At 34.5% G+C, this 22761-nt stretch carries 26 protein-coding genes and 5 pseudogenes; 18 read left to right on the top strand and 13 right to left on the bottom strand.

Features of this window, described 5'->3' with window-relative positions; translation table 11 throughout:
• Positions 1–3 precede the first annotated feature (3 nt).
• The gene (tnpA, locus tag J4P91_RS23025) at positions 4–402 is read right to left on the bottom strand and encodes an IS200/IS605 family transposase (RefSeq protein ID WP_207995964.1); all 399 of its coding nucleotides are present in this window, start codon (positions 400–402) and stop codon (positions 4–6) included.
• A 237-nt stretch (positions 403–639) separates the two neighbouring features.
• Between tnpA and J4P91_RS23020 the strand changes: the two genes are divergently transcribed.
• Positions 640–1089 (top strand): hypothetical protein, encoded by a 450-nt coding sequence (locus J4P91_RS23020; protein ID WP_207995963.1) that lies wholly within the window; start codon positions 640–642, stop codon positions 1087–1089.
• Between the two features lie 54 nt (positions 1090–1143).
• Here the strand turns inward: J4P91_RS23020 and J4P91_RS23015 are convergent.
• Both J4P91_RS23015 and J4P91_RS23010 read right to left on the bottom strand, forming a co-directional pair.
• Positions 1144–1548, bottom strand: a pseudogene (locus J4P91_RS23015) (arylamine N-acetyltransferase); the annotation flags it as partial.
• Between the two features lie 80 nt (positions 1549–1628).
• Complete coding sequence (locus tag J4P91_RS23010) at positions 1629–1886, bottom strand: hypothetical protein (protein ID WP_243763978.1); 258 nt, start codon at positions 1884–1886, stop codon at positions 1629–1631.
• 315 nt (positions 1887–2201) lie between these two features.
• Here J4P91_RS23010 and J4P91_RS29090 point away from each other — a divergent pair.
• Positions 2202–2437: pseudogene (locus J4P91_RS29090) on the top strand (N-acetylmuramoyl-L-alanine amidase); the annotation flags it as partial.
• Between the two features lie 60 nt (positions 2438–2497).
• Here the strand turns inward: J4P91_RS29090 and J4P91_RS23005 are convergent.
• The 5 genes and pseudogenes from J4P91_RS23005 to J4P91_RS22990 form a co-directional block, all read right to left on the bottom strand.
• A complete protein-coding gene (locus tag J4P91_RS23005; RefSeq protein WP_207995962.1) occupies positions 2498–2755 on the bottom strand; it encodes a hypothetical protein in 258 nt (85 codons plus the stop codon).
• A 108-nt stretch (positions 2756–2863) separates the two neighbouring features.
• Positions 2864–2962 (bottom strand): annotated as a pseudogene (locus J4P91_RS29925) (YxiF family protein); the annotation flags it as partial.
• The gene (locus tag J4P91_RS23000; protein WP_207995961.1) at positions 2962–3267 is read right to left on the bottom strand and encodes a hypothetical protein; all 306 of its coding nucleotides are present in this window, start codon (positions 3265–3267) and stop codon (positions 2962–2964) included. The gene J4P91_RS23000 and the pseudogene J4P91_RS29925, both read right to left, overlap by 1 nt.
• Before the next feature lie 600 nt (positions 3268–3867).
• A complete protein-coding gene (locus J4P91_RS29085) occupies positions 3868–4212 on the bottom strand; it encodes a hypothetical protein (RefSeq protein WP_243763977.1) in 345 nt (114 codons plus the stop codon).
• 388 nt (positions 4213–4600) lie between these two features.
• Positions 4601–5392 carry an arylamine N-acetyltransferase family protein gene (locus J4P91_RS22990; protein WP_207995960.1) on the bottom strand — a complete coding sequence of 264 codons (792 nt, stop codon included), beginning with the start codon at positions 5390–5392 and terminating at the stop codon, positions 4601–4603.
• 574 nt (positions 5393–5966) lie between these two features.
• Here J4P91_RS22990 and J4P91_RS22985 point away from each other — a divergent pair.
• The 4 genes from J4P91_RS22985 to J4P91_RS22970 all read left to right on the top strand — a co-directional run bounded on the left by J4P91_RS22985 (position 5967) and on the right by J4P91_RS22970 (position 9838).
• A complete protein-coding gene (locus J4P91_RS22985; RefSeq protein WP_207995959.1) occupies positions 5967–7868 on the top strand; it encodes an endonuclease MutS2 in 1902 nt (633 codons plus the stop codon).
• 6 nt (positions 7869–7874) lie between these two features.
• Entirely contained in the window at positions 7875–8402 is a 528-nt protein-coding gene (locus tag J4P91_RS22980) for a GNAT family N-acetyltransferase (RefSeq protein WP_207995958.1), read from the top strand.
• A 384-nt stretch (positions 8403–8786) separates the two neighbouring features.
• Positions 8787–9308, top strand: a complete 522-nt coding sequence (locus J4P91_RS22975; RefSeq protein ID WP_207995957.1) for a DUF2690 domain-containing protein — start codon at positions 8787–8789, stop codon at positions 9306–9308.
• A 47-nt stretch (positions 9309–9355) separates the two neighbouring features.
• Entirely contained in the window at positions 9356–9838 is a 483-nt protein-coding gene (locus J4P91_RS22970; protein WP_207995956.1) for a DUF2690 domain-containing protein, read from the top strand.
• 47 nt (positions 9839–9885) lie between these two features.
• Here the strand turns inward: J4P91_RS22970 and J4P91_RS22965 are convergent.
• Positions 9886–10308: pseudogene (locus J4P91_RS22965) on the bottom strand (DUF817 family protein); the annotation flags it as partial.
• On the opposite strand from J4P91_RS22965, the pseudogene J4P91_RS22960 reads away from it, so the two are divergent.
• Positions 10304–10627, top strand: a pseudogene (locus J4P91_RS22960) (IS1595 family transposase); the annotation flags it as partial. The pseudogenes J4P91_RS22965 and J4P91_RS22960 overlap by 5 nt on opposite strands.
• A gap of 19 nt (positions 10628–10646) precedes the next feature.
• Entirely contained in the window at positions 10647–10781 is a 135-nt protein-coding gene (locus J4P91_RS29455) for a hypothetical protein (RefSeq protein WP_017151580.1), read from the top strand.
• 70 nt (positions 10782–10851) lie between these two features.
• On the opposite strand, the gene J4P91_RS22955 is transcribed toward J4P91_RS29455, so the two are convergent.
• Positions 10852–11943, bottom strand: coding sequence for a DUF3626 domain-containing protein (locus J4P91_RS22955; protein WP_207995955.1), 1092 nt, complete (start codon positions 11941–11943; stop codon positions 10852–10854).
• A gap of 393 nt (positions 11944–12336) precedes the next feature.
• Here J4P91_RS22955 and J4P91_RS22950 point away from each other — a divergent pair, with 393 nt between their 5' ends.
• Together J4P91_RS22950 and J4P91_RS22945 are read left to right on the top strand one after the other, a co-directional pair.
• Positions 12337–12897: a GNAT family N-acetyltransferase gene (locus J4P91_RS22950; protein WP_207995954.1), complete on the top strand. Its 561-nt coding sequence runs from the start codon at positions 12337–12339 to the stop codon at positions 12895–12897.
• Between the two features lie 185 nt (positions 12898–13082).
• Positions 13083–13313, top strand: coding sequence for a hypothetical protein (locus J4P91_RS22945; RefSeq protein WP_017151607.1), 231 nt, complete (start codon positions 13083–13085; stop codon positions 13311–13313).
• 33 nt (positions 13314–13346) lie between these two features.
• On the opposite strand, the gene J4P91_RS22940 is transcribed toward J4P91_RS22945, so the two are convergent.
• Positions 13347–14672 (bottom strand): ArsB/NhaD family transporter, encoded by a 1326-nt coding sequence (locus J4P91_RS22940; RefSeq protein ID WP_207995953.1) that lies wholly within the window; start codon positions 14670–14672, stop codon positions 13347–13349.
• A gap of 247 nt (positions 14673–14919) precedes the next feature.
• On the opposite strand from J4P91_RS22940, the gene J4P91_RS22935 reads away from it, so the two are divergent.
• The 8 genes from J4P91_RS22935 (at position 14920) to arsC (ending at position 20320) form a co-directional block, all read left to right on the top strand.
• The gene (locus tag J4P91_RS22935; RefSeq protein WP_000407035.1) at positions 14920–15270 is read left to right on the top strand and encodes a YojF family protein; all 351 of its coding nucleotides are present in this window, start codon (positions 14920–14922) and stop codon (positions 15268–15270) included.
• A 15-nt stretch (positions 15271–15285) separates the two neighbouring features.
• Positions 15286–15948, top strand: coding sequence for a bacillithiol biosynthesis deacetylase BshB2 (gene bshB2 / locus J4P91_RS22930; protein ID WP_207995952.1), 663 nt, complete (start codon positions 15286–15288; stop codon positions 15946–15948).
• Positions 15949–16083: 135 nt separating this feature from the next.
• Positions 16084–16326 (top strand): DUF2642 domain-containing protein, encoded by a 243-nt coding sequence (locus J4P91_RS22925; protein WP_207995951.1) that lies wholly within the window; start codon positions 16084–16086, stop codon positions 16324–16326.
• Positions 16327–16623: 297 nt separating this feature from the next.
• Positions 16624–17820, top strand: coding sequence for a multidrug effflux MFS transporter (locus J4P91_RS22920; protein WP_207995950.1), 1197 nt, complete (start codon positions 16624–16626; stop codon positions 17818–17820).
• Positions 17821–18026: 206 nt separating this feature from the next.
• Complete coding sequence (locus J4P91_RS22915; RefSeq protein WP_207995949.1) at positions 18027–18332, top strand: ArsR/SmtB family transcription factor; 306 nt, start codon at positions 18027–18029, stop codon at positions 18330–18332.
• A gap of 60 nt (positions 18333–18392) precedes the next feature.
• Complete coding sequence (locus J4P91_RS22910) at positions 18393–18830, top strand: ArsI/CadI family heavy metal resistance metalloenzyme (RefSeq protein ID WP_207995948.1); 438 nt, start codon at positions 18393–18395, stop codon at positions 18828–18830.
• A gap of 17 nt (positions 18831–18847) precedes the next feature.
• Complete coding sequence (gene arsB / locus J4P91_RS22905; RefSeq protein WP_207995947.1) at positions 18848–19888, top strand: ACR3 family arsenite efflux transporter; 1041 nt, start codon at positions 18848–18850, stop codon at positions 19886–19888.
• A gap of 27 nt (positions 19889–19915) precedes the next feature.
• Positions 19916–20320 (top strand): arsenate reductase (thioredoxin), encoded by a 405-nt coding sequence (gene arsC, locus J4P91_RS22900; RefSeq protein ID WP_207995946.1) that lies wholly within the window; start codon positions 19916–19918, stop codon positions 20318–20320.
• 108 nt (positions 20321–20428) lie between these two features.
• Here arsC and J4P91_RS22895 read toward each other — a convergent pair whose 3' ends face one another.
• Positions 20429–20827 (bottom strand): DUF2871 family protein, encoded by a 399-nt coding sequence (locus J4P91_RS22895; RefSeq protein ID WP_207995945.1) that lies wholly within the window; start codon positions 20825–20827, stop codon positions 20429–20431.
• A 342-nt stretch (positions 20828–21169) separates the two neighbouring features.
• Positions 21170–22402: a cytochrome P450 family protein gene (locus J4P91_RS22890; RefSeq protein ID WP_207995944.1), complete on the bottom strand. Its 1233-nt coding sequence runs from the start codon at positions 22400–22402 to the stop codon at positions 21170–21172.
• Positions 22403–22761 lie beyond the last annotated feature (359 nt).

Below are 22761 nucleotides of genomic sequence, written 5' to 3'. Positions count from 1 at the left end.
CACCTACTTTCTGCCTTGTTTTTCAATATACTGTTTGACTGTTTCAATTGAAGCACCACCAGTTGTAATCAAACAAAAGCTTCTTGACCAAAACAGTTCTTTCCAAAGTTTCTGACGAACAATAGGGAAATCACGTTTTATCAAGCGAGAACTGGCACTTTTATACGCATTTAGAAATTTTGACAATTCACTATTAGGATGTGCTTTGAACATTACATGTACATGGTCTTTGTCATGATTCCAGTCTTCAAGTGTAATGTTATATGACTGTCCTATTCTCACAAAAATGTCTTTTGCATAATTAGATATGTCATCATCAAATACTTGTCTGCGGTATTTTACTACCAGTACAAGATGATAATGCAGAAGAAAGACTGAATGTTTATTACTATCTAATTTCATTGTGTTATCAACCTTTCTATGTGTATAGACTGATTTTAACGAATTATCAGATAAATGCAAACACTTTGGCTTACGCCAACCGAAAATTCATCTCCCACTTATCGTTGAGCTACGCCCTTCACACGATTGAAGTGAGAGAATTCTTTTCGGAACCTAGTTAAATTCGAATATTTGTAAAGGGGATAGTGCATGTAATTATAAGAGAAAAATATATTTAATTAAGGAGGTGGAGGTATATTGATTCTAATTCCATTCATTATGTTAGGTTTACCGCTTGCGATTATAGTGTTCGTTTTCTTAGCAATTATGAAATGGAAAAAAGAGGGGGAGGAAGAAGTGTTTAGACAATTATATGTACATTTAGTATTATTTGCGACCCTGATGTTATCTATTGGAGGAGGAATCGGTATATTTATGGGACTATCAGATTATATCAGTCCACCTCCTTACTATGAATCTTATGATTCATTTAAAAAGATGAAATTAGTGGAAGAGAAAAATTCACAACAAACGGTAAGTGAAGAGCAAATTCGTGCAGAATATGATCGGAATGTAGAAGATAGAAAAGAAACAGTTAAGCAGGAAGCGAAAAATACAATGATTAAAAGCTTAGGTTTTATCGTTATTCCGCTGCCTATCTTTCTGTATTTTAACAATGGTAGAATTCGAGATAAAAAATCCGTGTGAACAGAATAAAATAAAGAGTCTTGCCACCAGTGGCAAGACTTTTTATCGTGTAGATTATAATTGTATACCAAATGTTTCCTGCAATAGGTCTACATATTGCTCTTTTGTAATCTCTTCTTTTCTCTTTTTCCCTTGCTTTGTTACTGTAAAACTATCTTTTGTTAAGGAAGCATGCCCGTCAGAAGTTAGTTTTACAATAAGGGGTACTTTATTAAAAGGAGAGTCTTTATGTTCTACAATTATCTTTTGAGCTGCATTTAATGTTCTTTCATCAACTTCTTCAAGATAAAATGCATAGCCTAATGTCCACTCTTCAGATGAAGCAACATCTGGAAATTCATTATTTTTTTTCATCTCTAACATATAGTTTCCTTTTGCAGTTGTTTCTTTTCGGATACGATAGTCTCCGGTAACAGAGTGAACAGTTTTATCTGAGAAAGGAATGGGGGAAAGGGACAGGGTTCCACATTACTGCAAGCCCGATATATGTAATAATAAAATAGAAACAAGCTTTCAGTACTGAGAGCTTGTTTCTATTTTTACGATTGTGAAAATAAGAATTCAGGAAATTTATCTGAGTTAGGTGAATTTCTTAAATGTTTTTGTATAGCGCCAACTGCTTTAAGAAAATAATAATTTGCACCTTCACCTTTAGCCGGTTCTAATTCTACAGATCTTTTTTCTAGTTTATTAAATTGAATTTTTCCTGCTTTTTTTTCATCTTCACAAGGAAAAAAACGATAAACGACTTCCTCTTTATTTTCATATTCTTTAAATAGGTCCACACATACTCCCATTTTATCAATCTCCTTACTAGTTAAAATTATTAATTAGGGGATGCGATACAGATCCTCGTCCGGAGGGTGCCAAGGTCTTCTTTACATTGTTTTTTATGAGCAGTCATAGTATCAGTTCCACTCATTGCTACTTTGGCAATTATTAAGCTCATGCTTAGGAATAATGATTTTAATGCGTTTTTATAATCTTTTATACAGTTGGAAACCTAAAATATGTGAAATTAAGTTAAACCTACTTTCTATGTAAAATTGGGTGTTTATATACCGAGTAATTTTTTTATTGGCATTAACTTCTTTTTATATGCAGTTCGATAAAAAAGTACTGTAGATTCCTCGATTGTTGGTAAACGTGTTGTTTGTAAGGTGGACAGTCTACGTTCTGTGATTATCCAGCGTGGTAGGATAAAGATATTGCCGGAACTGTAGATGCAGGATTAGGATTTACAATCGATGCGAAGGTTATGTTGGATGGTTCACCGCAATACAAAGTACATAACAGTAAAGGCAAAACATGCTATGTAATAGCCAATAAAGTCTATGTATATGTAAAGGTAATAGGAAAGCCGGTCGGTCCCTATTACAGAAGCCGACTTATACATTTGTTCATTTTATTATGCTTCATAAGTCATGCTATCAGGAAAGTCTTCTTTCCTTTTAATACATCGTACAATCCTAGTACATGCACAATTAAAATAATGTTTTCTCATTGTTTCTGAGTTTACTGGAGCTTGCTCTAAATCATAAAACATTCTTTCTTTTTTATTATAATACATTTTGCCTATTTTATCGGGTGATTCAGAAGGATAGTATTGATAAACAACAATCTCTTCATCTTCAAATTTTTTAGTCATTAATAAACATAGTGCCATATATAAAGGCCTCCTTATTTATTCTTCATCTATTTTTTGGAAATCCCATGGTTAACCAGATTTCACAGTGGCATCATGTACTTCTCTATACAGTGTTTGAAATATTTTTTAGATTTTTGTTACTCTCCACATATTGAATTCGTAATGATATTCAGTTCTTTCAATACATACCCCGAATTCTAAATCGTCACCAATTAATATAAAATTTAAGCAAATGAAATGTGATTTGGAAGATCAATATTTTTAAAATTTTTCATTCCACCATCATTTTCAATTTGTTTATGTATTTTAATAATACACTTATAGAACAATGAAATATGTTTTTTAGGTATGTCATCAAGTAAAACATAACCTTCTTCGACAGTAAGCTTATCTTTTAAGAGCTTAAAACGCCATCTTTCATACATTTCCGGATATTCATTACACATTTCAATGCTAGGGCCAAAACTATAAATGGCATAATCACTATTATCTGGCTCATTTATTATTACAATCGCAGGATATCTTCCCATTCCAATACACTCCTTGATTAATTAAATACTTTATCTAAAGGGATTTTTAAATGTTCATCAAGCGGACTCAAAGGTTTTGTATCAGGGGCATCCTAAAATCTTATCTTTTCTATATTTTTATGAACATAGTAAGAGGATTGAGTCACAAATATGTAAACTTCTTATCCTACTGTTCCATGTAGAATCGCCTCCTAAAAATATATTGCGAGTTTAATTATAACAGTGAATGGATAAATTCCCCTCGAAAAAGTACGGTATACGCCGTATATGTTTCTCGTAGTTTTCAACAGGCTAACAAGAGATAATGAGATATAGCGTAGAGATAAAGAAGGGAAAGGGGTATAATGGAAAAAATGTTAACAAGTTTGCGAACGAAATTGCTAGCACCTATACAAACTAGATATAAAATATCGCTGATTTATCTATACTAAAGCAGTTATGTTCTAGTAAAATAGCACAAAAATGAAACTAATAATAAACCATTAATACAATTTTGTATGATATATTTTTTATTGTTTGTTTAATCACTTTATCAAAGTCGTTATGTTTATTTACCCAGAAAGCTTGAAAGGTATCTAGCCCATAAAGGTTATCAAAAAATTATTCAAAGTCTTCAAACCAACAAGTGAAAAATCGTACTTTGTCATAAAAAAACACTGTACCTTCATTATTGATAGTAGAGCTAGCAGAAATTTCCCCCTTATCCCACAACCATTTATTTGATATCTTTTCAAGTATTTTTTCTGCTTCCTCAATATCAAGAATGCTTCTTGACGTTTCTATATTACACACAATCTTAAACCAACCGTCAAATTTCCAATAAGGTTCATTTGAGCTTACATCATGTGAAGTAATAATAGTGTCTATTTTTTTAAATAATTCATGCAATATTGTCAATGCTTCGTTCTTATTCTGACATTCTACAAATAAACTAAGTTGGAACATAGTACTCCTCCTAATCTGTTAGTGTGAAATTGTCCCATCGCTTAAATCCTTTCTATATTTTTATGAACGTACTAGAAGGGGGGGAGTGACAAGTATGTAATCTTATCTTACTGTTCCTCATAGACTCCTTTCTGAAGAAATACTTCGAATCTAATTATAACAATTAATGAATAAAATTTCCTTGAAAAAGTATAGTTTACATTGTACATGTTTCTCGTAGTTTTCAACAGGCTGACAAGAGATAATAGAGGTAAAGAGGGAGAAGAATATAATAGAAAAATAAAAAAGTGCTAACAAGTTTGCAAACGAACTTGCTAACACAGATACGGAATAGATATAAATTATCGCTGATTTGCCCTTTCATATATTGCTCTTTTTAATTTGTAGCTTATAATTGTATACCGAATGTCGAGTGTAATAGGTCTACATATTGCTCTTTAGTAATCTCTTCCTTACTCTTTTTTCCTTGCTTTGTTACTGTAAAACTATCTTTTGTTAAGGAAGCATGCCCGTCAGAAGTTAGTTTTACAATAAGGGGTACTTTATTAAAAGGAGAGTCTGTATGTTCTACAATTATCTTTTGAGTTGCATTTAATGTTCTTTCATCAACTTCTTCAAGATAAAATGCATAGCCTAATGTCCACTCTTCAGATGAAGCAACATCTAGAAATTCATTATTTTTTTTCATCTCTAACATATAGTTTCCTTTTGCAGTTGTTTCTTTTCGGATACGATAGTCTCCGGTAACAGAGTGAACAGTTTCACCAGAGAAAGGAACAGGTGAAAGGGGCAGGTATGAACCGAAGCCAACTTCAATTAAATAAAGTTCATTATTATGTTTTAAAACAGTTGCTACATGTCCTGAATCAACAGCCCAAGTATTAGAAGCGGCATTATAAACCGTTCCTGATACTAAGTCAACATCAAAACCGCAATCTTTAAGGAAGTAATACATCGTTGGATTTAATTCATAGCAAAGACCACCGCGATTATGAACTAAGATTTTTTCTTGGAGATGTTCTTTTGATATTTCTTTCACTGTACCTTGAATAATATCCAAATTCTCAAATGGAACTGCTTGAGCCATCGCATGAAGGATTTCGTTTAAATCTTCAAATGAAATGGACTCTCTTTCTTGTATATTTAATCTGGAGAAGAATTGCTTTTGTAGTTCTGTCATGTGAATCGCTCCTTATCCACTTTACTTATATATAATTGTATCGGATGTTGAATAAGAAAACATCCGTAATACGTTGAATTCGCAATCCATATATATACTTACGACTAAAGTATTAAAGGATGGCACCTTTACTTCTTTTAAAACATATAGTATGATGATTTCAATAAATTAGATTTCAATGAACATAATTATAAATTAATGAGAGGTGCTTTTTGTGAGTGCGGTAGGTTCTAAATAGGAAAAATTGAATGAAATAAATCTGATGAGAACAGGGGATTTTTATATAATTCATACCCCTAATTTTGTCATGGATTTATTTCAAATACCTATGAAGATACCTACAATACTTTATAAAGCGTGTAATGATTATGGGATAGCCATGTGTTTTTTGAGATGGCTTTATTTCCTTATATCATGCACAGGCCTTGTAAATGTAAAAAGCTGCGGTGTCTCCGCAGCTTTTTTGTGTTTATTTTTATCACGTGAAAATTATATTTATTTAAAGCTCATTGAAATCTAATGGGTAGGTATCTTCATATATGATGTGAGTAAATCATAGTGAGGAGAATAGAAATTGAATAAAATGACTTTTGAAAAGTTGCAATATAACGAGTTGAAGGAAATAGTTAAATCGTATTGTGTGAGTGGATTAGGAAAACAATTGTTAGATAAATTGGAGCCAAGCGCAAGTATCAAAGTAGTGAAAAATCGTTTGAATGAAACAACGGAAGCACGAGCTATATTAGATGCAGAAGGACATGTACCTTTTTTCGGAATTTCTAATATCGATAGTACAATTCAAAAACTGGAAAAGGGGATGATTCTAGATCCAACTGAGCTAGTTAGTGTATCAGACTTTTTACGAGGGTGCCGAAAAATTAAAAAGTTTATGCTGGATAAAGAGTTTTTTGCACCAGTATTAGCGTCTTATGCAAATTCAATGTCTGAGTTCAAAAGTGTGGAAGAAGAGATTAACTTTTCAATCAAAGGGAATAGTGTTGATTCAGCTGCAAGTAAAGAATTAAAAAGAATTCGAAATAGTATCGATTCAGTAGATGGAAAAATTAAAGAACGTTTAAATAAATTTTTAAATAGTAGTGTAAATAAGAAATATATTCAAGAGTTCTTTATTAGTAAAAAAGACGATCGATATACGATTCCAGTAAAATCTTCTTATAAAAATCAAGTTGCTGGAACAATTGTTGAAGTTTCTTCTAAAGGCTCTACCGTTTTTATAGAGCCAAATACAGTTACAAAATTAAACGTGGAACTAGCAAGTTTAAAAGCTGAAGAAGCGATGGAAGAATATCAAATATTAGCTACTTTATCAGGAATGATTTTAGAGGACATTTATAACATTAAGATTAATATGGAGTTGATTAGTCAATATGATATGGTGTTTGCAAAAGCGAAATTTAGTAAACATATTGGCGGGATAGAGCCGAAATTAAATGATTTTGGGTATGTAAAGTTAGTTCATTGCAAGCATCCGCTTTTATCAGGAAAAGTTGTACCGCTTAACTTTGAAGTCGGGCAAAATTATCGGGGCTTAATTATTACAGGACCAAATGCTGGTGGGAAAACGATTGTTCTCAAAACAATAGGTTTAGTAACATTAGCGACAATGTCAGGGTTTCATATTGCAGCAGATAAGGAAACGGAGATTGCTGTTTTTGAAAATATCTTTGTAGATATTGGTGATAATCAAAGTATAGAAAATGCATTGAGTACATTTTCATCTCATATGAAAAACCTTTCAGAAATTATGAGAGTATCAAATAATAACACGCTTCTATTATTTGATGAAATAGGAAGTGGTACGGAACCGAATGAAGGAGCAGCACTTGCGATTTCTATTTTAGAAGAGTTTTATCATATGGGTTGTATAACTGTTGCGACTACTCACTATGGTGAAATTAAACGCTTTTCAGAAATGCATAGTGACTTTATGAATGCAGCGATGCAGTTTAATAGTGAAACATTGGAACCGATGTATAAGTTAATGATAGGGAAATCGGGGGAGAGTAACGCCCTATGGATTTCTAGAAAAATGAACGTGCGAGAAAACGTACTACAAAGAGCGAAAGGCTATATGGAAAATAAAGAGTACCGTTTGGAGAGACTGAATGAAAGTAAAATAAGAAAACCTAAGGTTGTGAAAGAGGAAATAGAAGAGAAACATGAATATGAAAAGGGAGATCGTGTGAATTTATTAGACTATGATGATTTTGGAATTGTATATAAAGAAAAAGATAACTTCCAAAACGTTGTTGTGTTTTATTATGGAGAATTTATTGAAGTGAATGTTAAGCGAATTTCTTTAGAGCTAAAAGCAAAGGAACTATATCCAGAAGGGTATGATTTAGACACGTTGTTTGTGGATTATAAAGAGCGGAAAATGCAGCATGATATTGAGCGGGGATCGAAAAAGGCGCTTCGTAAAATTCAAAAAGAGATAAGAAAGAATAGAGGATAAGAGACTATGAATATAAAGATTAGACAAGAACTTGAGAAAGATTATAGCAGGGCAGAGGAGGTTGTAAAACAAGCATTTTTAAATGAAGTATTTAGCGATCAGAAAGAGCACGAACTTGTAAATCGTATCAGAAAATCTGATGCGTTTATTCCAGAGTTATCATTAGTGGCGGTGGATAAAGAAATTATTGGTCACGCCCTTTTATCTAAAGTTAAAATAGTAGATGGTGATAAATCTGTAGATTCGCTAGCACTTGCTCCAGTATCTGTTGCACCAGAATATCAGAAAAAAGGAATTGGAAGCTTGTTGATCTCGAATGTATTAAGAAAAGCAAAAGAGCTCGGATATCATTCTGTAATTGTGCTAGGACATAAAGATTATTATCCGAAATTTGGTTTTAAACCGGCTAGCCTATGGCATATACGTGCACCATTTGATGTACCAGATGAAGTATTTATGGTAATGGAGTTAACGGAAAATGCTCTTCAAAATGTGCAAGGAATTGTTCAATATTCGGAAGCCTTTTCTGAATAACATTGAAAAAAAGGTAACTAGGAGGAATTTTCTAGCCTTATTAAGTGGAGAAATATTTGTTTTACACGCAAGAAGAAATATAAATAATAGATGTTTTGAAAGAAGAGAAGACCGATATTTGTATAAAAAACAAATATCGGTTTTTTTCTATATATGTAAGGAAAGTCGTAATGTTAATTTTTATATGAAGAAACACAAATGTAAATATTTTCTCAAGTTTTCATTTCAAAGTGATAAGTAGAATTCTTCATATATTCCAATAATCTTAAGGTGATTTACATAGTCAAATCTGTTGTATAAGATTCCACTAGAAAGTGTGAAAGGAGGGACCTACATAAGTTTAAATTGTTTTTTTGCAAAAACAAAATGAGGGAGGAATCTAAAATGGTACGTAAATTTCAAAAGTTCATGAAGGTCTGTATGTTAAGTGCAGCTAGTGTGGCTGTGTTGTTTAGTTTTCAAGAGAGTACATTTGCCGCTTCTGATTTAAGTAGTTACTATGACGGAAAAAACCCTACGACAACGAAAGTTTATGGTGGAAGTGCGACATGTGATTCGGATGCATTCAACGCAAAGTCCGCTGCGGTTTATGAGAGCGGTAAGAAAGTTGGGACGGTTTATCTTCGTTATAGCAATAAATGTCATGCAGCATGGTCAAAGCTTGTTCTTGATAATCCTGCTCCATCTGTTTCCGGAGGCGTGTATGCGTATGCGGTTATAAACAAATATAAAAACGGGGTATTCCAAAAATCCGTTGATTCTAATAGTGGAAATGGAACAATTAAAACAGGACAAACAAGTACGTATACAGGAATGGTGTTTGATTTAACTGCTGGATTTGGATATACAGCAGATGCAGAAGGGGTTACGTTTAATAATGGTTATGGGAAAACAGCACGTTACTAATAAAGTATTTCAAAATAATGACTTTACTTGTGAAGGAGCTGAATTCTATGAAGCTTTTAAAGAAAGCTAGAGCCTGTCTTTGTTTAACTTTTCTTATTTTTACCGGCTTGTTTAGTACCTCTAGTATTATGAATAATAAAGCATATGCAGAAAATCATTCCTATGATGGGAAGAGCCCTTACTACAATAGTTGTGATAAATCAGCAGTAACGAAAGAAAAAAAGTGGATTGATTCAAACTCATATGTAGAATTAAAGTTTAGTACAACATGTAAAACAGCATGGGCGAAAGTAACTGTAACTCGTGCAGCTGTTTATAATAATGAAGCAGATGCAAGAATTGTTCGCAAAACAGATGGAAAATCATATACTTGCGGAAGTGCAGGAGGAAATGGTGTTGTGAACAAAGGGCAAACTTCTTGCTATACGCCTATGGTATATGACTTAGATCCAAGGAAAGCACAAGCTCAAGGAAAACATGCGATTCCAAATAGTGATGCCTATAATTATGCGGAGACGATTTGGTATTAGAAATTAGCATTCTTTAATAGAAAAGTAAAATGTAACAAGCCAACTTTCTAAATGGAAGTTGGCTTGTTTTTATGTTCTTTCAAATGTTTAAGCTGAGCGACAATCATGATGCTAATGACAACGAGTAAAAACTAGGAACTAACCTTTCCAATGTGCACAGGGCTCCACGTTTTTTGCTGATTCGGATATTGCCATGCGCCAAAGAGGGTAGCGATGTTTTCAGCAATCCAAATGAAAAATCCAATAAGGACAAACGACAATGAAAGCGGCATTTTGTATGTAACTTTTTGCAAAGAAAATTGAACAAACGTACGAAAGAACACAATAAATAAAAGAACCGTTAAAACCCAGCGAAAGTCATATAAGAAATGGTGTGTAAAAAAATTAAAATAAATTATGGCTCCTAGTGGTATAGTCTATATTGCCTTGGGCCAATTATGCATTTGTAAATGTAATCTTCTCCATGCTTGGAGGGCTTACAAAACCTATGCAAAAGAAAAAGGGATAGAACATTATCGAATTAAATCAAATGATGGGAAGCACGTGATCAAAGGTTTGTATCATATTCAAAATGTTAATGGTCTCCATTCTCGATTGAAGCAATGGATTGACCGTTTTAATGGTGTGGCTACAAAGTATCTAGACAATTATCTTGCTTGGTTCTTGTTTGTAGATAGCAGTAGTAACGAAAGCACTAAACACAATATTAAGGAATTCCTACTATCTTCATTTGTATTTGAAATGACGGATACTTATGATAGTTTAAGATTATCAAAATTCAATTTATGATTATGGAAAGGTGATAAGGATGTCTGATATTGAAAAAGTTGATGAGCAACTACTTGCGTTGATTAAAGAAATGCCAACCCTAAAAGACAACAAACATTTAATAGAAACCTTGCAAAAAGGTTCCCCTTCAATTTTATCTAAATATCAACATTAAAATTTAACAGAGCCAATTTGATAAAAAAGTTTTATCATTTCCCATATTTCTTCTTCAACTAATGCAACCTTTAGTTCAATTTTCGATTTGGCTTTCCATATCTCACTAAAACGTGCCACAATAGTTTTAGTTCCTGAAGCACCTCCTTATAAGTTCCGCGATCGCTCCAAGATACTGGATCGCGTTTCAAGTCCATTACAGCAGATCCAATTATGTTCGCATCGATAAAATTATTTCGTGCAATGTGTCTTGCCAAGGAAGGCATTGTTGAACCTCTAAAATCCGCAGGAACCTCGTCTACCATAAGTACAAAGCCCATGTGCCAATAAAGATCAATGGAATACTTAAGGCACATTTGTTCTAAGGTTCTCCCTACATGAGTGTCCTTGAATGAAGGATCTGCAACAAGCACTTCCACGTCTTCTTTAAGAGAAATATCCCCATGAACCTGGGCTTCAATATAGTGGTTAAGATTACGGTTTGGCTCTTTGTTTGCTAGGTCCGTAAACGGCTTTTCCAGATTAAACAGCAAATGATTAATTAATCTTGCTGGCGTCAGATTTCTTTCACCGATTGCAAAATCTCTTAAGAACGCCTCTTCCAAGAGAGCAGCCAAAATGATGTCAAACTCTTCATAAGTACCCTTTTCTTTTGGGTCTTGATGCGAATCTAAATACGTGTATGTGGAACGATAAGAGACCTTAGGAGATAGAAGAAAATAGCATGATCCAAAACGTGGAGCAGGCCCATCTGGATGTAACATCAAATTTAGTGCTCCATATTTAGGCCGTTGGTTATTGGTTGCGCCCTCTAGTTGATATGCTCCTCCAAAAATTCTCTTCTCCCAAAGGTCGCGTTCACCACCAGGGTAAGCGGATACGCTGCCGTTAGATAAAAATGTTTCAAACTGGCTCTTATATATTCCCTGTTCAAGCAGTGCTTCAGCAACGCTTTTCATAGTCGAATCTAGTCTATCTGGATGAAAATGTAGACCAATCCTTGCGTGAGACTTTAAATTAGCGACAGCATTTTCAAATATTTTATCCGAGATATTAGACATTTTAAGTATATGATTAATTGTTGCTTTAGCCTCATGTTTATGGTTCCTTGCATACTTTGTAATATGCTCTAAAGCAAATAGTTGAGACCTTGATAATTCCATGAACAATCTCTCCTTTCATTAAAATGACCCTAATAATTTCAATTAAAAGTTTGTTTTTTCCTTCTTGCGCAATTAACCTTCGTTGAACAAGAAAAAGGCAAAAATCAACATTGTACTTTAATAGAGCCAATCTTTAAAATAAAAAGTCAATAGTTAATAATATAAGGATAAAGTAGTGAATATTAGTCATACATCCATCCAGGGAGACTAAATAGTTAGTTGAATGAATAATCTGAAATATATATAATGAATGTAATCATATTCAAAGGAGATGTGCCAATGTCATCGCTTATTGTAAATATCTTATTTTTAGTGAAGATTATGGAACGAGGGGATAGATAGGCCTGATAAATTACAGAACTATCCCCATAATTGAAAAGGGGGATTTTTGAAATGAACACGACAGTGAATAATCTTTTTCTAGGTGAAAATATTAAATTATCAGCAATTAGAGCTGAGGACGTTGAAAGAATGGCTATTTGGCAAGAAGATAGTGAGTATTTAAGAAATGTAGATACGGATATAGCAGTTCCACAATCTTTACATGAAATAAAGGAATATGAGCTATTAAAAGGAAGAAAATCAAATGGTGTTTCTTTTATGCTAAGAACAATTCAAGATGATATTTTAATTGGTTTTGTGGCGCTTCATAGCATAGAGTGGAATAATAGAACGGGCTTGCTAGCAATTGGTATAGGTGATAAAAATTATAGAGGTAAGGGGTATGGTACGGAAGGATTACGCCTTATTTTGAAATATGCTTTCCATGAATTAAACTTACATCGTGTAGGACTCGATGTTATTTCATATAATAAACCAGCAATTGAAGTGTATAAAAGGGTTGGATTTAAGGTAGAGGGATGTATGAGAAAAGCTGTCCAGCGAGATGGAAAGAGCTTTGATCGTATCATAATGGGGATATTGCGAAGTGAATGGGTAAAGACTCGAAATTAATTTATATAAATAATAGAGGGTAATCGCCAATAATGTTGTAACATATTAAATTAAAATATGAATATTTATTAAAAGTGAAAACTTTACTATGCGCATATTCAATAATGTATATGTAATTTGCAGGAAAAAGAATAATGACTGGCGAAATTTTACAACATATGAATTGAAATAAGGAGTCATGTCATATGAATTTAGAAAAACCAAAACCAGTAAATGAAGAGATAGTCGAGTTAAAAGAGCTTGTAAAAGAATTGCATGGCAGTGTGCATCAACTACAGAGTGAGGTTCAACAGCTAAGGCATGAAAGGCCAGTTGTTGAAGTTAAAAAAGGCGTTCAATTGTCACCAACAATCGTTGGACAAATTGGTGGCATTATTTTGGGGGCACTTGCGATTATTGGAATATTTTTTCAGTAAAAAAGGTTTGCAGCAATATGCTGCAAACCTTTTTTACATTAAATAACGTAAATATATATAAGCATGTGATAATAATAATGCAATGAGTGTTAACGGTAATCCGATTTTTAAGAAATCGAGATAGGAGAATCCATGTCCTTCTCGGTTTGCAATCCCTGCAACAACTACGTTTGCTGATGCCCCGATTAGTGTTCCGTTTCCTCCTAAGCAAGCACCGAGTGATAAGGCCCACCATAGCACTTCAATTTGAGGAGAATCAACAGAAAGTCCAAGTCCGGATGCTAAATCTTGAATAAGTGGAATCATCGTTGCGACAAATGGAATATTATCAATAGTAGCTGACGCTACCCCTGATACCCATAAGATAAGAATCGCTGCAAAACCGATATCGCCATTTGTTACATCAATTACTTCTTTCGCAAGAGATGAAATAAGTCCAATATCAATTAAACCGCCAACAAGAATAAATAATCCAGCGAAGAAGAATATAGTTACCCATTCTACATGAGCAAATACATCTTCTAATTCATGTTGTTTTACACCAATTAACATGAGAAGTGTGGCACCTGTCATCGCGATAACTGCTGCATCTACATGAATCATCGAATGAAGAACAAACCCGAGAATTGTCAAACCTAAAATGGAAAGGGATTTTAAGAGTAAGCTTCGGTCACGAATATAGTCTTTTTCATTTAGTGCCATCAGCTTGGCGATCTGTTCAGAAGTTGTTTTCAATTTTTTACGATACATAAGATAAATAATGCCTAATGTAACAATAGAAATAATAAGTACAATTGGTGTTAAATTGAGTAAAAAGGCATTAAAATCTAAGTGTTTATTGGCAGATCCAATCATGATGTTGGGAGGATCTCCAATTAACGTTGCGGTACCACCAATATTTGAAAATAATACTTCTGAGATCAAATAGGGAACTGGTTGTACCTTTAAAATTCGAGTAATAGAAAGTGTAACAGGAACGATTAATAAAACGGTTGTTACGTTATCTAAAAATGCAGAACCGACAGCGGTTAATAGCGATAAAAATAATAAAATTCGAATGGGTTTTCCGCCGGCTGCTTTTGCTGCTTTTATGGCTACATATTCGAATACACCAGATTGACTCGTAATATGTACGAGAATCATCATTCCAATTAAAAGGGTAATGGTTTCCCATTGAATATGTGATGTAAAGGCAGTATGTAAATCTACAATTCCAAAAATAATCATAATGGCAGCACCGAACAGTGCAATTACAGCACGGTTCAATTTCTCAGAAATAATAAATCCGTATGTCACTAAAAATACGGCGATTGCAAAATAATATTGCAGGTTTGCTACTTCATGTGCTGAATGTTCCAACATGTCACCTTCTTTAAAATATGTATTAAATTGTCGAAAAATATCCCTCCGCATAAATTCTATTGTAGCAAATTCAAAAAAGAAAGAAAACTATTTACGGCCGGTGAGGGAACAGTGAAACTTCATATATCATATAAAAAATAAAAAACAAAGTGCAAATTATTATGCAAAGTGAACTTTGTCCTCTAATATAGAGATAGCAATTTACATTATTTTTGCGTAAAATGGTTTAAAGAGGTGAATTCCGATGGAAATAGTAAAAGATAGTGCTGTTATTCAACATGAAATTGAACGTTTTGTAAATAAAGATGTATATATTCATTTAGAAACGACAAACGGAGCATACGCTTCACACTTTAATGAAAAAATGATGACAGTCGGAGCATTCATTCGAAATGCAATTATTCGTTTTGAACGCGGGAAAATAACAGGAACAAATCCATACCGAGTTGGTCTTAAAATGGACCATGGATGGGTATATGCAGAAGGTATTACGCATTGGGAAGTAGACGAACAAGATCGTCTATTACTAGCAGGACATGATAATAAAGGGCGCTTAGCGGTCGCGCTTGAGTTGAGCTTAACGCCATTTAAATAAGAAAGAGGGAAAAGTATGGAAAGACATGTGCTCGTTGTATTTCCGCACCCAGATGATGAATCATTTGCAGCGGGAGGAACAATTAGTTTATTAAGACAGCAAGGTGTACCTGTAACATATGCATGCGGAACACTTGGACAAATGGGCCGTAACATGGGGAAAAATGTTTTCGCTAACCGTGAAACGATTCCAAATATCCGTGAAAAAGAATTAAAAGACGCATGTGAAGCGATGGGCGTTGAAGATTTAAGAATGCTTGGTTTCCATGATAAAACATTAGAATTCGAAGATGTAGATTTTGTAGCTGATAAAATTGAAGCTGTTATTCGCGATGTACAGCCATCACGAATTATTACATTCTATCCAGAACATGGCGTTCATCCAGATCACGATGCATTTGGCCGTGCTACAGTTCGCGCTGTATCACGTATGCCAAAAGAAACACGTCCAGTCATTCATGCAGTAGCGATTACGAAAAATCGTGAAGAAGTATTAGGTGAGCCAGACGTTGTGAATAATATAAGTGAAGCATTTGAACAAAAATTGGCAGCTTTACGTGCACATCGTTCACAAACAGAAGCGATGTTAGAAGAGACGGAAGTAAAACTGCAAAACAAAGATGCAGCAACATTAAAATGGTTACAAATTGAACAATTTTGGACTTATAAATGGAAGTAGACTAGAAGGGTTCCTTCTAGTAGTCCTTCTATATAAAAGCGATGTCACATTGTGGCGTCGCTTTTTCTGTTAGATAGGCACTTCTTATATGTACGACACATACACTACAGCAAATCTTGAAAAGAGGGGCAACTTATGTATTATTCCTATGAAGACGTGTTCGGTTATTTTCGAGATGGTTATGAGATAAGTGGTGAAGTGATTGCATTAGTCGATCCATATGTTGTACAAACATTGCAATCTATAGTGGGAAAAAAGATTGTGGTTGAAACAATTCGGGGAAGGGTAAATGGGACATTGCGAAGTGTAAAGCCAGATTATATTGTATTAGAAGAAAAAGAAATACCTACGTTTGTTCGAGTGCAGCAAATTGTATAGTTTACGCCTGAAAAATGAAAGTGTTTTATAGACGAATTGCTAGAGTAAAGCTAAGAACCTACTATTAAATTAGTAGGTTCATTATATACAAAAACTTATAATATATGTTAATCTTTGTAAAGAGAAGTAATAAAAAATAAATGTTAATTCATACCCTCCTATAGGTATTAACATGAAGTAATCGAGGTGTTTTTTGTGTTGTTTTATGATCGAATTTCGATAATGGCCCCTCCAGTTCCGTAGCGAAGGAAAGCTCTAAATATCTGAGATTTTCTAAGTTATAGGAGGGTATTAGAAATGAAAAAAGTCTCAGTACCATCGTTATGGTTAATGATTATTCTTGTGGCATTCCCGCAAATTAGTGAAACAATTTACACACCATCTTTACCGGATATTTCGAAAGCGTTACATGTCAGTAATAATGCTACGCAGCTAACGCTTAGCATTTACTTTGCTGGATTTGCGTTAGGTGTATTCTGCTGGGGATGGTTGTCTGATATAATTGGGCGTCGTCCTGCGATGATTTGGGGAATTGTAACGTATGGTATCGGTAGTTTATTATGCTATTTAGCTAATTCAATTGAATTATTGCTGATCAGTCGTTTTGTACAAGCGTTTGGAGCAAGTACAGGATCAGTGGTTACGCAAACCATTCTTCGTGAAAGTGTAAATGGGCATAAACGGCATGTAATGTTTGCGCAAATTTCAGCAGTCATTGCATTCACACCAGCTATTGGCCCATTAATCGGTGGATGGATGGATCAAATATTTGGATTTAGAAGTGTGTTTCTTACTTTAGTTGTTATGAGTGTTGGGATAGTATTATGTACATTTATAAAATTACCAGAAACTCGAACTAATGTAACAACTAGGATAGACGTCTTTTCTGTTATAAAGCGTATGATTCGCAATCCAAAAGTAATGACATTTGGAGTACTGATTGGAGGAACGAACGGTATATTATTTAGCTATTACGCTGAAGCACCGTTTATCTTCATTGCGTATTTTAAGCTATCACCTGGTGTATTTGGTTTTTTAGGTATAGTAGTAGCCTTTGCTTCCGTAATTGGGGCGCAAATTTCAAAGCGATTACTTTCCATGTATAAACCAGAGAAAATTATTTATATAGGTTGCATTGTCATGACGGGAGGAGCAATTATTTTATTAGTTGTTGCCCTCAGTGGAACGATTGCAAATATGATATATATGATTCTATTTCTTGTAGCTGTATTTGTTTTGCTTTTAGGAATAGGAATTGCTTTGCCGAATTGTTTAAGCCTAGCATTAGTAGATTTTCAAGATGTTATTGGAACAGCAGGTGCCTTATTTAGCTTAGGATATTATATCATCGTTACTGTCACAATTTGGGGAATGAGTCAGCTGCATACAGGCTCTTTACTTGTCATGCCCCTATATTTTCTCATTCTTGTAGTTGTCATGACGGTTCTAAGTCGGATGTTTATTTATAATGCTAAGGTTATAGAATCTGTTTAAGTATATAAAATAAAAAAATATTTTTTATTCGTCTAATAGTTTTTTAGGAAAGTTAAAGGAGGGCTTTGAAACCTCCTTTAACTTTAAGAATGTTAAATAGGAACGCAAATAATAAATCAATTTTATTTGATTTATTATTTGCATTTATAATAAAGCGGCGCATATAATATAAATATCAAAAAAAGTTGATGAAGGGAGGGGAATGCATGAAAGAAAACTTCGGACAGTTTGAAAAGAAATTTAAAGCGCTTGCGGATAAAAAAAGATTAGAGATCATGTATGAATTATGTCAACGTGGGCAGACATGTGTATGTGATTTAACTGAAGTTTTTGGGATTTCGCAGTCTAAACTTTCGTATCACTTAAAAATATTACTTGATGCAAATTTAATTGTAAAAGAAACAAAGGGAACATGGAGTTATTATGACTTAAATGATGAAGAAGTGAATAATTTGTTGTCGGATGAACTTTGTTGTGTGTTCCGAAAAACTGGCAGAGGAAGTTGCTGCTAAGTTTTTTGCACTAAATAAATCAAAAAAATTTGATTAATAAAATTGAGAGGGGAATAAGATATGCAATATGTACATGTTGGGATAAATGTGACGAATCTGGAAAAATCTATCGAGTTTTACAGCAAGGTATTTGGAATGACACCAGTGAAAGTAAAAGAGGATTATGCGAAATTCTTATTAGAAAGTCCAGGACTAAATTTCACTTTAAATGTAAGAGATGAAGTTAAAGGAAACCAGGTAAATCATTTCGGTTTTCAAGTAGAAAATCATGAAGAAATTGTTATGCATAAAGAACGTTTAGAAAAAGAAGGATTCTTTGCTCGTGAGGAAACGGATACGACTTGTTGCTATGCGGTGCAAGATAAGTTTTGGGTGACGGACCCTGATGGGAATGAATGGGAGTTTTTCTATACGAAGGCTGATAGTGAAATTCATAAAGTAGAAACGTCCTGTGTAAGTTCTGATGAAAAGAGTATAAATTCAACTTCATGTTGTTAAAACAAAAAGGAGAAAAAATGAAACGATTATCATTTTTAGATCGATATTTAACCCTTTGGATTTTTCTTGCGATGGCGGTGGGAATTGGAATAGGGTATCTATCACCTGGGTTTGTGGATGGACTGAATCGTTTACAGGTGGGAACAACCTCTATTCCGCTTGCAATTGGTTTAATTCTGATGATGTATCCGCCACTTGCAAAAGTTCGTTATGAAGAGATGGGGCGCGTTTTTACAGATGTAAAAATATTAATAGTATCACTCGTACAAAACTGGATTATTGGACCTGTCCTCATGTTTGCTTTAGCTATTATATTTTTACAGGATAAACCAGAATATATGGTAGGACTAATCATGATCGGCTTAGCACGTTGTATTGCAATGGTTATTGTCTGGAATGACCTTGCAAAAGGTGATACAGAGTATGCAGCGGGATTGGTTGCTTTTAACTCTGTATTTCAAATGTTATTTTTCTCAGTATATGCCTATGTGTTTGTAACAGTTATTCCAGAATGGCTAGGAATTGAAGGGGCTGTCGTTAACATTACAATGATAGAAGTTGCAAAATCAGTCTTTATTTACTTAGGAATTCCGTTCATCGCTGGAATACTAACACGCTTGATCTTTGTAAAAGTAAAAGGGAGAGAGTGGTATGAAAAAGTATTCATTCCAAAGATCAGTCCAATTACATTAATCGCATTATTATTTACAATCATTGTGATGTTCTCGTTAAAAGGAGAGGTCATTGTTAGCGTACCGATGGATGTTGTACGCATTGCGATTCCATTACTCATTTATTTTATAGTGATGTTCTTTGTTTCTTTCTTCATGGGTAAGAAAGTTGGTGCAAGTTATGGGGTAACAACAACATTAGCGTTTACCGCAGGAAGTAACAACTTTGAGTTAGCAATCGCTGTAGCTGTCGGTGTATTTGGAATTCAATCTGGAGCAGCGTTCGCGGCAGTTATTGGGCCTTTAGTTGAGGTACCCGTTATGATAGCACTTGTAAATGTAGCGCTATGGTTTCAGCGTAAATATTTTCAAACAGAACCGAAATAAACATTTATAATAAAAGGTGGAATTTACATGGAAAACAAAAAAATAATTTACTTCTTATGCACAGGAAACTCTTGCCGTAGTCAAATTGCTGAAGGGTTTGGAAAAAAATATTTAGGTAACAAATGGAATGTATATTCTGCAGGAATTGAAGCTCATGGTGTGAATCCAAATGCGATTCAAGCGATGAAAGAAGTAGACATCGATATTACCAATCAAACATCTGATATGATTGATCGCGATATTTTAGATCGTGCAGACCTTGTTGTTACACTTTGTGGTCATGCAAATGATGTATGTCCATCGACACCTCCGCATGTAAAACGTGTTCACTGGGGATTTGATGATCCAGCAGGGCAAGAATGGTCAGTATTCCAACGTGTTCGTGATGAGATTGGTGAACGAATTAAGAAGTTTGCTGAAACGGGGGAATAATCCATATCGTATCAGTATAAAAAAGAGGCTGCTCGAAAAGGTTGTTTTTAAAGACCTTTTCGGGCAGCCTTTTCCTATTTTTTGCTTTTGTTGATGTTTTGTTACACACTACATTTTGAATGATTTTTTTAATAGAACCATAAACCAAACAAGTGTAAGACCAATAAGAGAATGAGAGAGTCCGATTATATAGGTTAATCCCTTGAAATCAGCTCCATTTAGTTGAAGAAGTCCTCGAGTTGCCAGTGAAGAAAGTGTTAAAATTAATCCAATATTATGGACGATGAACCACATATTAAAACCCTTCACTTTATGAAATGAAAATGATTTTGCTAATGCTAAGGCAATTAAAAAAAATAAAAATCCAAGTACTAGCGTATGTGTATGTAAAAGGTTCAGCAGAGTAGATCCTAGAATGCCCTTTGATTTTGCATATTCTCTAGCGAATACACCTGAGAATAAACCGATAACTAAATATACGAACGATGCATAATATAATTTTTTCATCAATATACCTCCTGAAGCAGAATCTGTAATGTTGATTTTTGATTAGTAAATTCTTATTGTATTTTCAAATCATGGTAGTTACATAACAAAAACTCCTAGTTTTCTAGGAGTCATGGTATAACAGATTAAAAATTTAAAAACTCAATCATAATTATAGGATATTTGATTATATAAAACAATTGAAATTTATGTGAACAAAGAGAGTGTGTCAGAGCCTTTTCTCGAAATTCATCACCCACTTCTAAACGTGAAGGTGCGATAGCATCAATGAAAGTGGGTGATGAATTTTTGTTAGACGAAGCCTATTTTTCAAGTGATTTTGGTCATCATGGGCAGCAAGGGTTAGAAAACTACTGGTAGAGTTGCAAGAGAACGGAATTTGCTATAATTATAAACCAGTTGCTCGGGTTTAGTTGCTAGGCGCAGATTAGGTAGACGTTGCAGCAATGTGCCAAATGCAATTTGACCTTCCAGGCGTGCCAATGGAGCACCCAAACAGCGATGGATACCATTGCCGAAAGCTAGATGATCATTTTCCTCGCGTGTAATATCTAATGCTTCGGGATTAGAAAATTTCTGCGGATCAATGTTGGCAGCTGCCAGGGAGAACAGTATCATTTCGCCTTTGTGGATCATTTTGCCATGCATTGTGATATCTTCACCCGCAAAACGGTTACCAATCATGATTGGACCAGCATAGCGTAACAGCTCGTCGACAGCAGAGGAAAGCATGGAAGGATTGTCCCGTAGCAGGTCCATTTGTTTGGGATGTTGCAGTAACGCCAGTACGCCATTACCAATGAGATTAACTGTTGTTTCATGTCCAGCGATAATGAGAAGCCAAATCGTCGAAAGAAGCTCGTTCTTACTCAGCTTGTCTTCTTTCTCTTGTGCTTGGACGAGAGCGCTCATCAGATCATCGCTAGGATTTACGCGCTTTTCGGCTAGTAATGTTTCGATGTAATGAATAAACTTTTCGAGTGTTGCAGTAACTGCAGCCCCCTGACGAGGATCCATAGCAGCGTTCATGAGCGTATGTGTCCAGTCACGAAATTGGTTTCGATCAGCAGTGGGAATCCCAAGCATCTCTGAAATAACAATAATGGGCAGAGGATAGGCAAAATCCGTAATAATATCCATCTTTCCTTTTTCCTTCACAGCATCCAACAATTCGTCGGCAATTTGCTGAATACGGGGACGAAGGTTCTCAATCATACGCGGGGTAAAGGCTTTAGAGACCAACCGGCGTAAGCGGGTATGATCAGGTGGATCGACCGTAAGCATATTCGGCATATTCATCATCCATTCAAATAGCTTGCTCACAGATGTATTTTCCTCAATAAATTCCTGTTTATCTTGGGGCGGTTCGAATTTCCGTAAATCTTTGAGAAAACGAGGATCTTTCAATATGGTAACAACATCGTCATAGCGCAATGCGATCCACGCTCCCCCCATACCGTAAAAGTCATCAATACGAAAGAGGGGCTCTTGTTGTTCGAAGAGAGGCTTATAGAACATAATGGGATCACGCATAGTTTCCGGTGAGTTTAAATCACCAAGAGTAATTTTTTTCATTCGTTTGCTCCTTTCATTATAACTGGTGAGTGAAATGGCTTATACATCCTCTTTATTGGACAATTCCATAATGGGTTATGTTACAAAAAACATTCATCTGATTCTTAGAAGCAATCACATGACGATCTTTCTCTTCAAGAGGAAAGGCAGGAATTCCTTCTTTTTTTATTCAATCTTAAATGGATTGCTCCACATCACCATCAAGCTAGCAAACACAAATGGAACAGTTCCTTCAACTGATGAAACAGAAAAACATCTAAATATAGCGAAACAATTGATATGCCTAAAGGATTCAATGCAATTCCTGTACATGAATGTATTTTGTAAGAAACATCTCCGAAATTTAGGTTGTATGTAAA

This window comes from Bacillus sp. XF8 (genome assembly GCF_017498755.1).
GTDB lineage: Bacteria > Bacillota > Bacilli > Bacillales > Bacillaceae_G > Bacillus_A > Bacillus_A bingmayongensis.
Note: the sequence above shows the minus strand (reverse complement) of the source record. Positions and strands in the feature narration are given on the sequence as shown.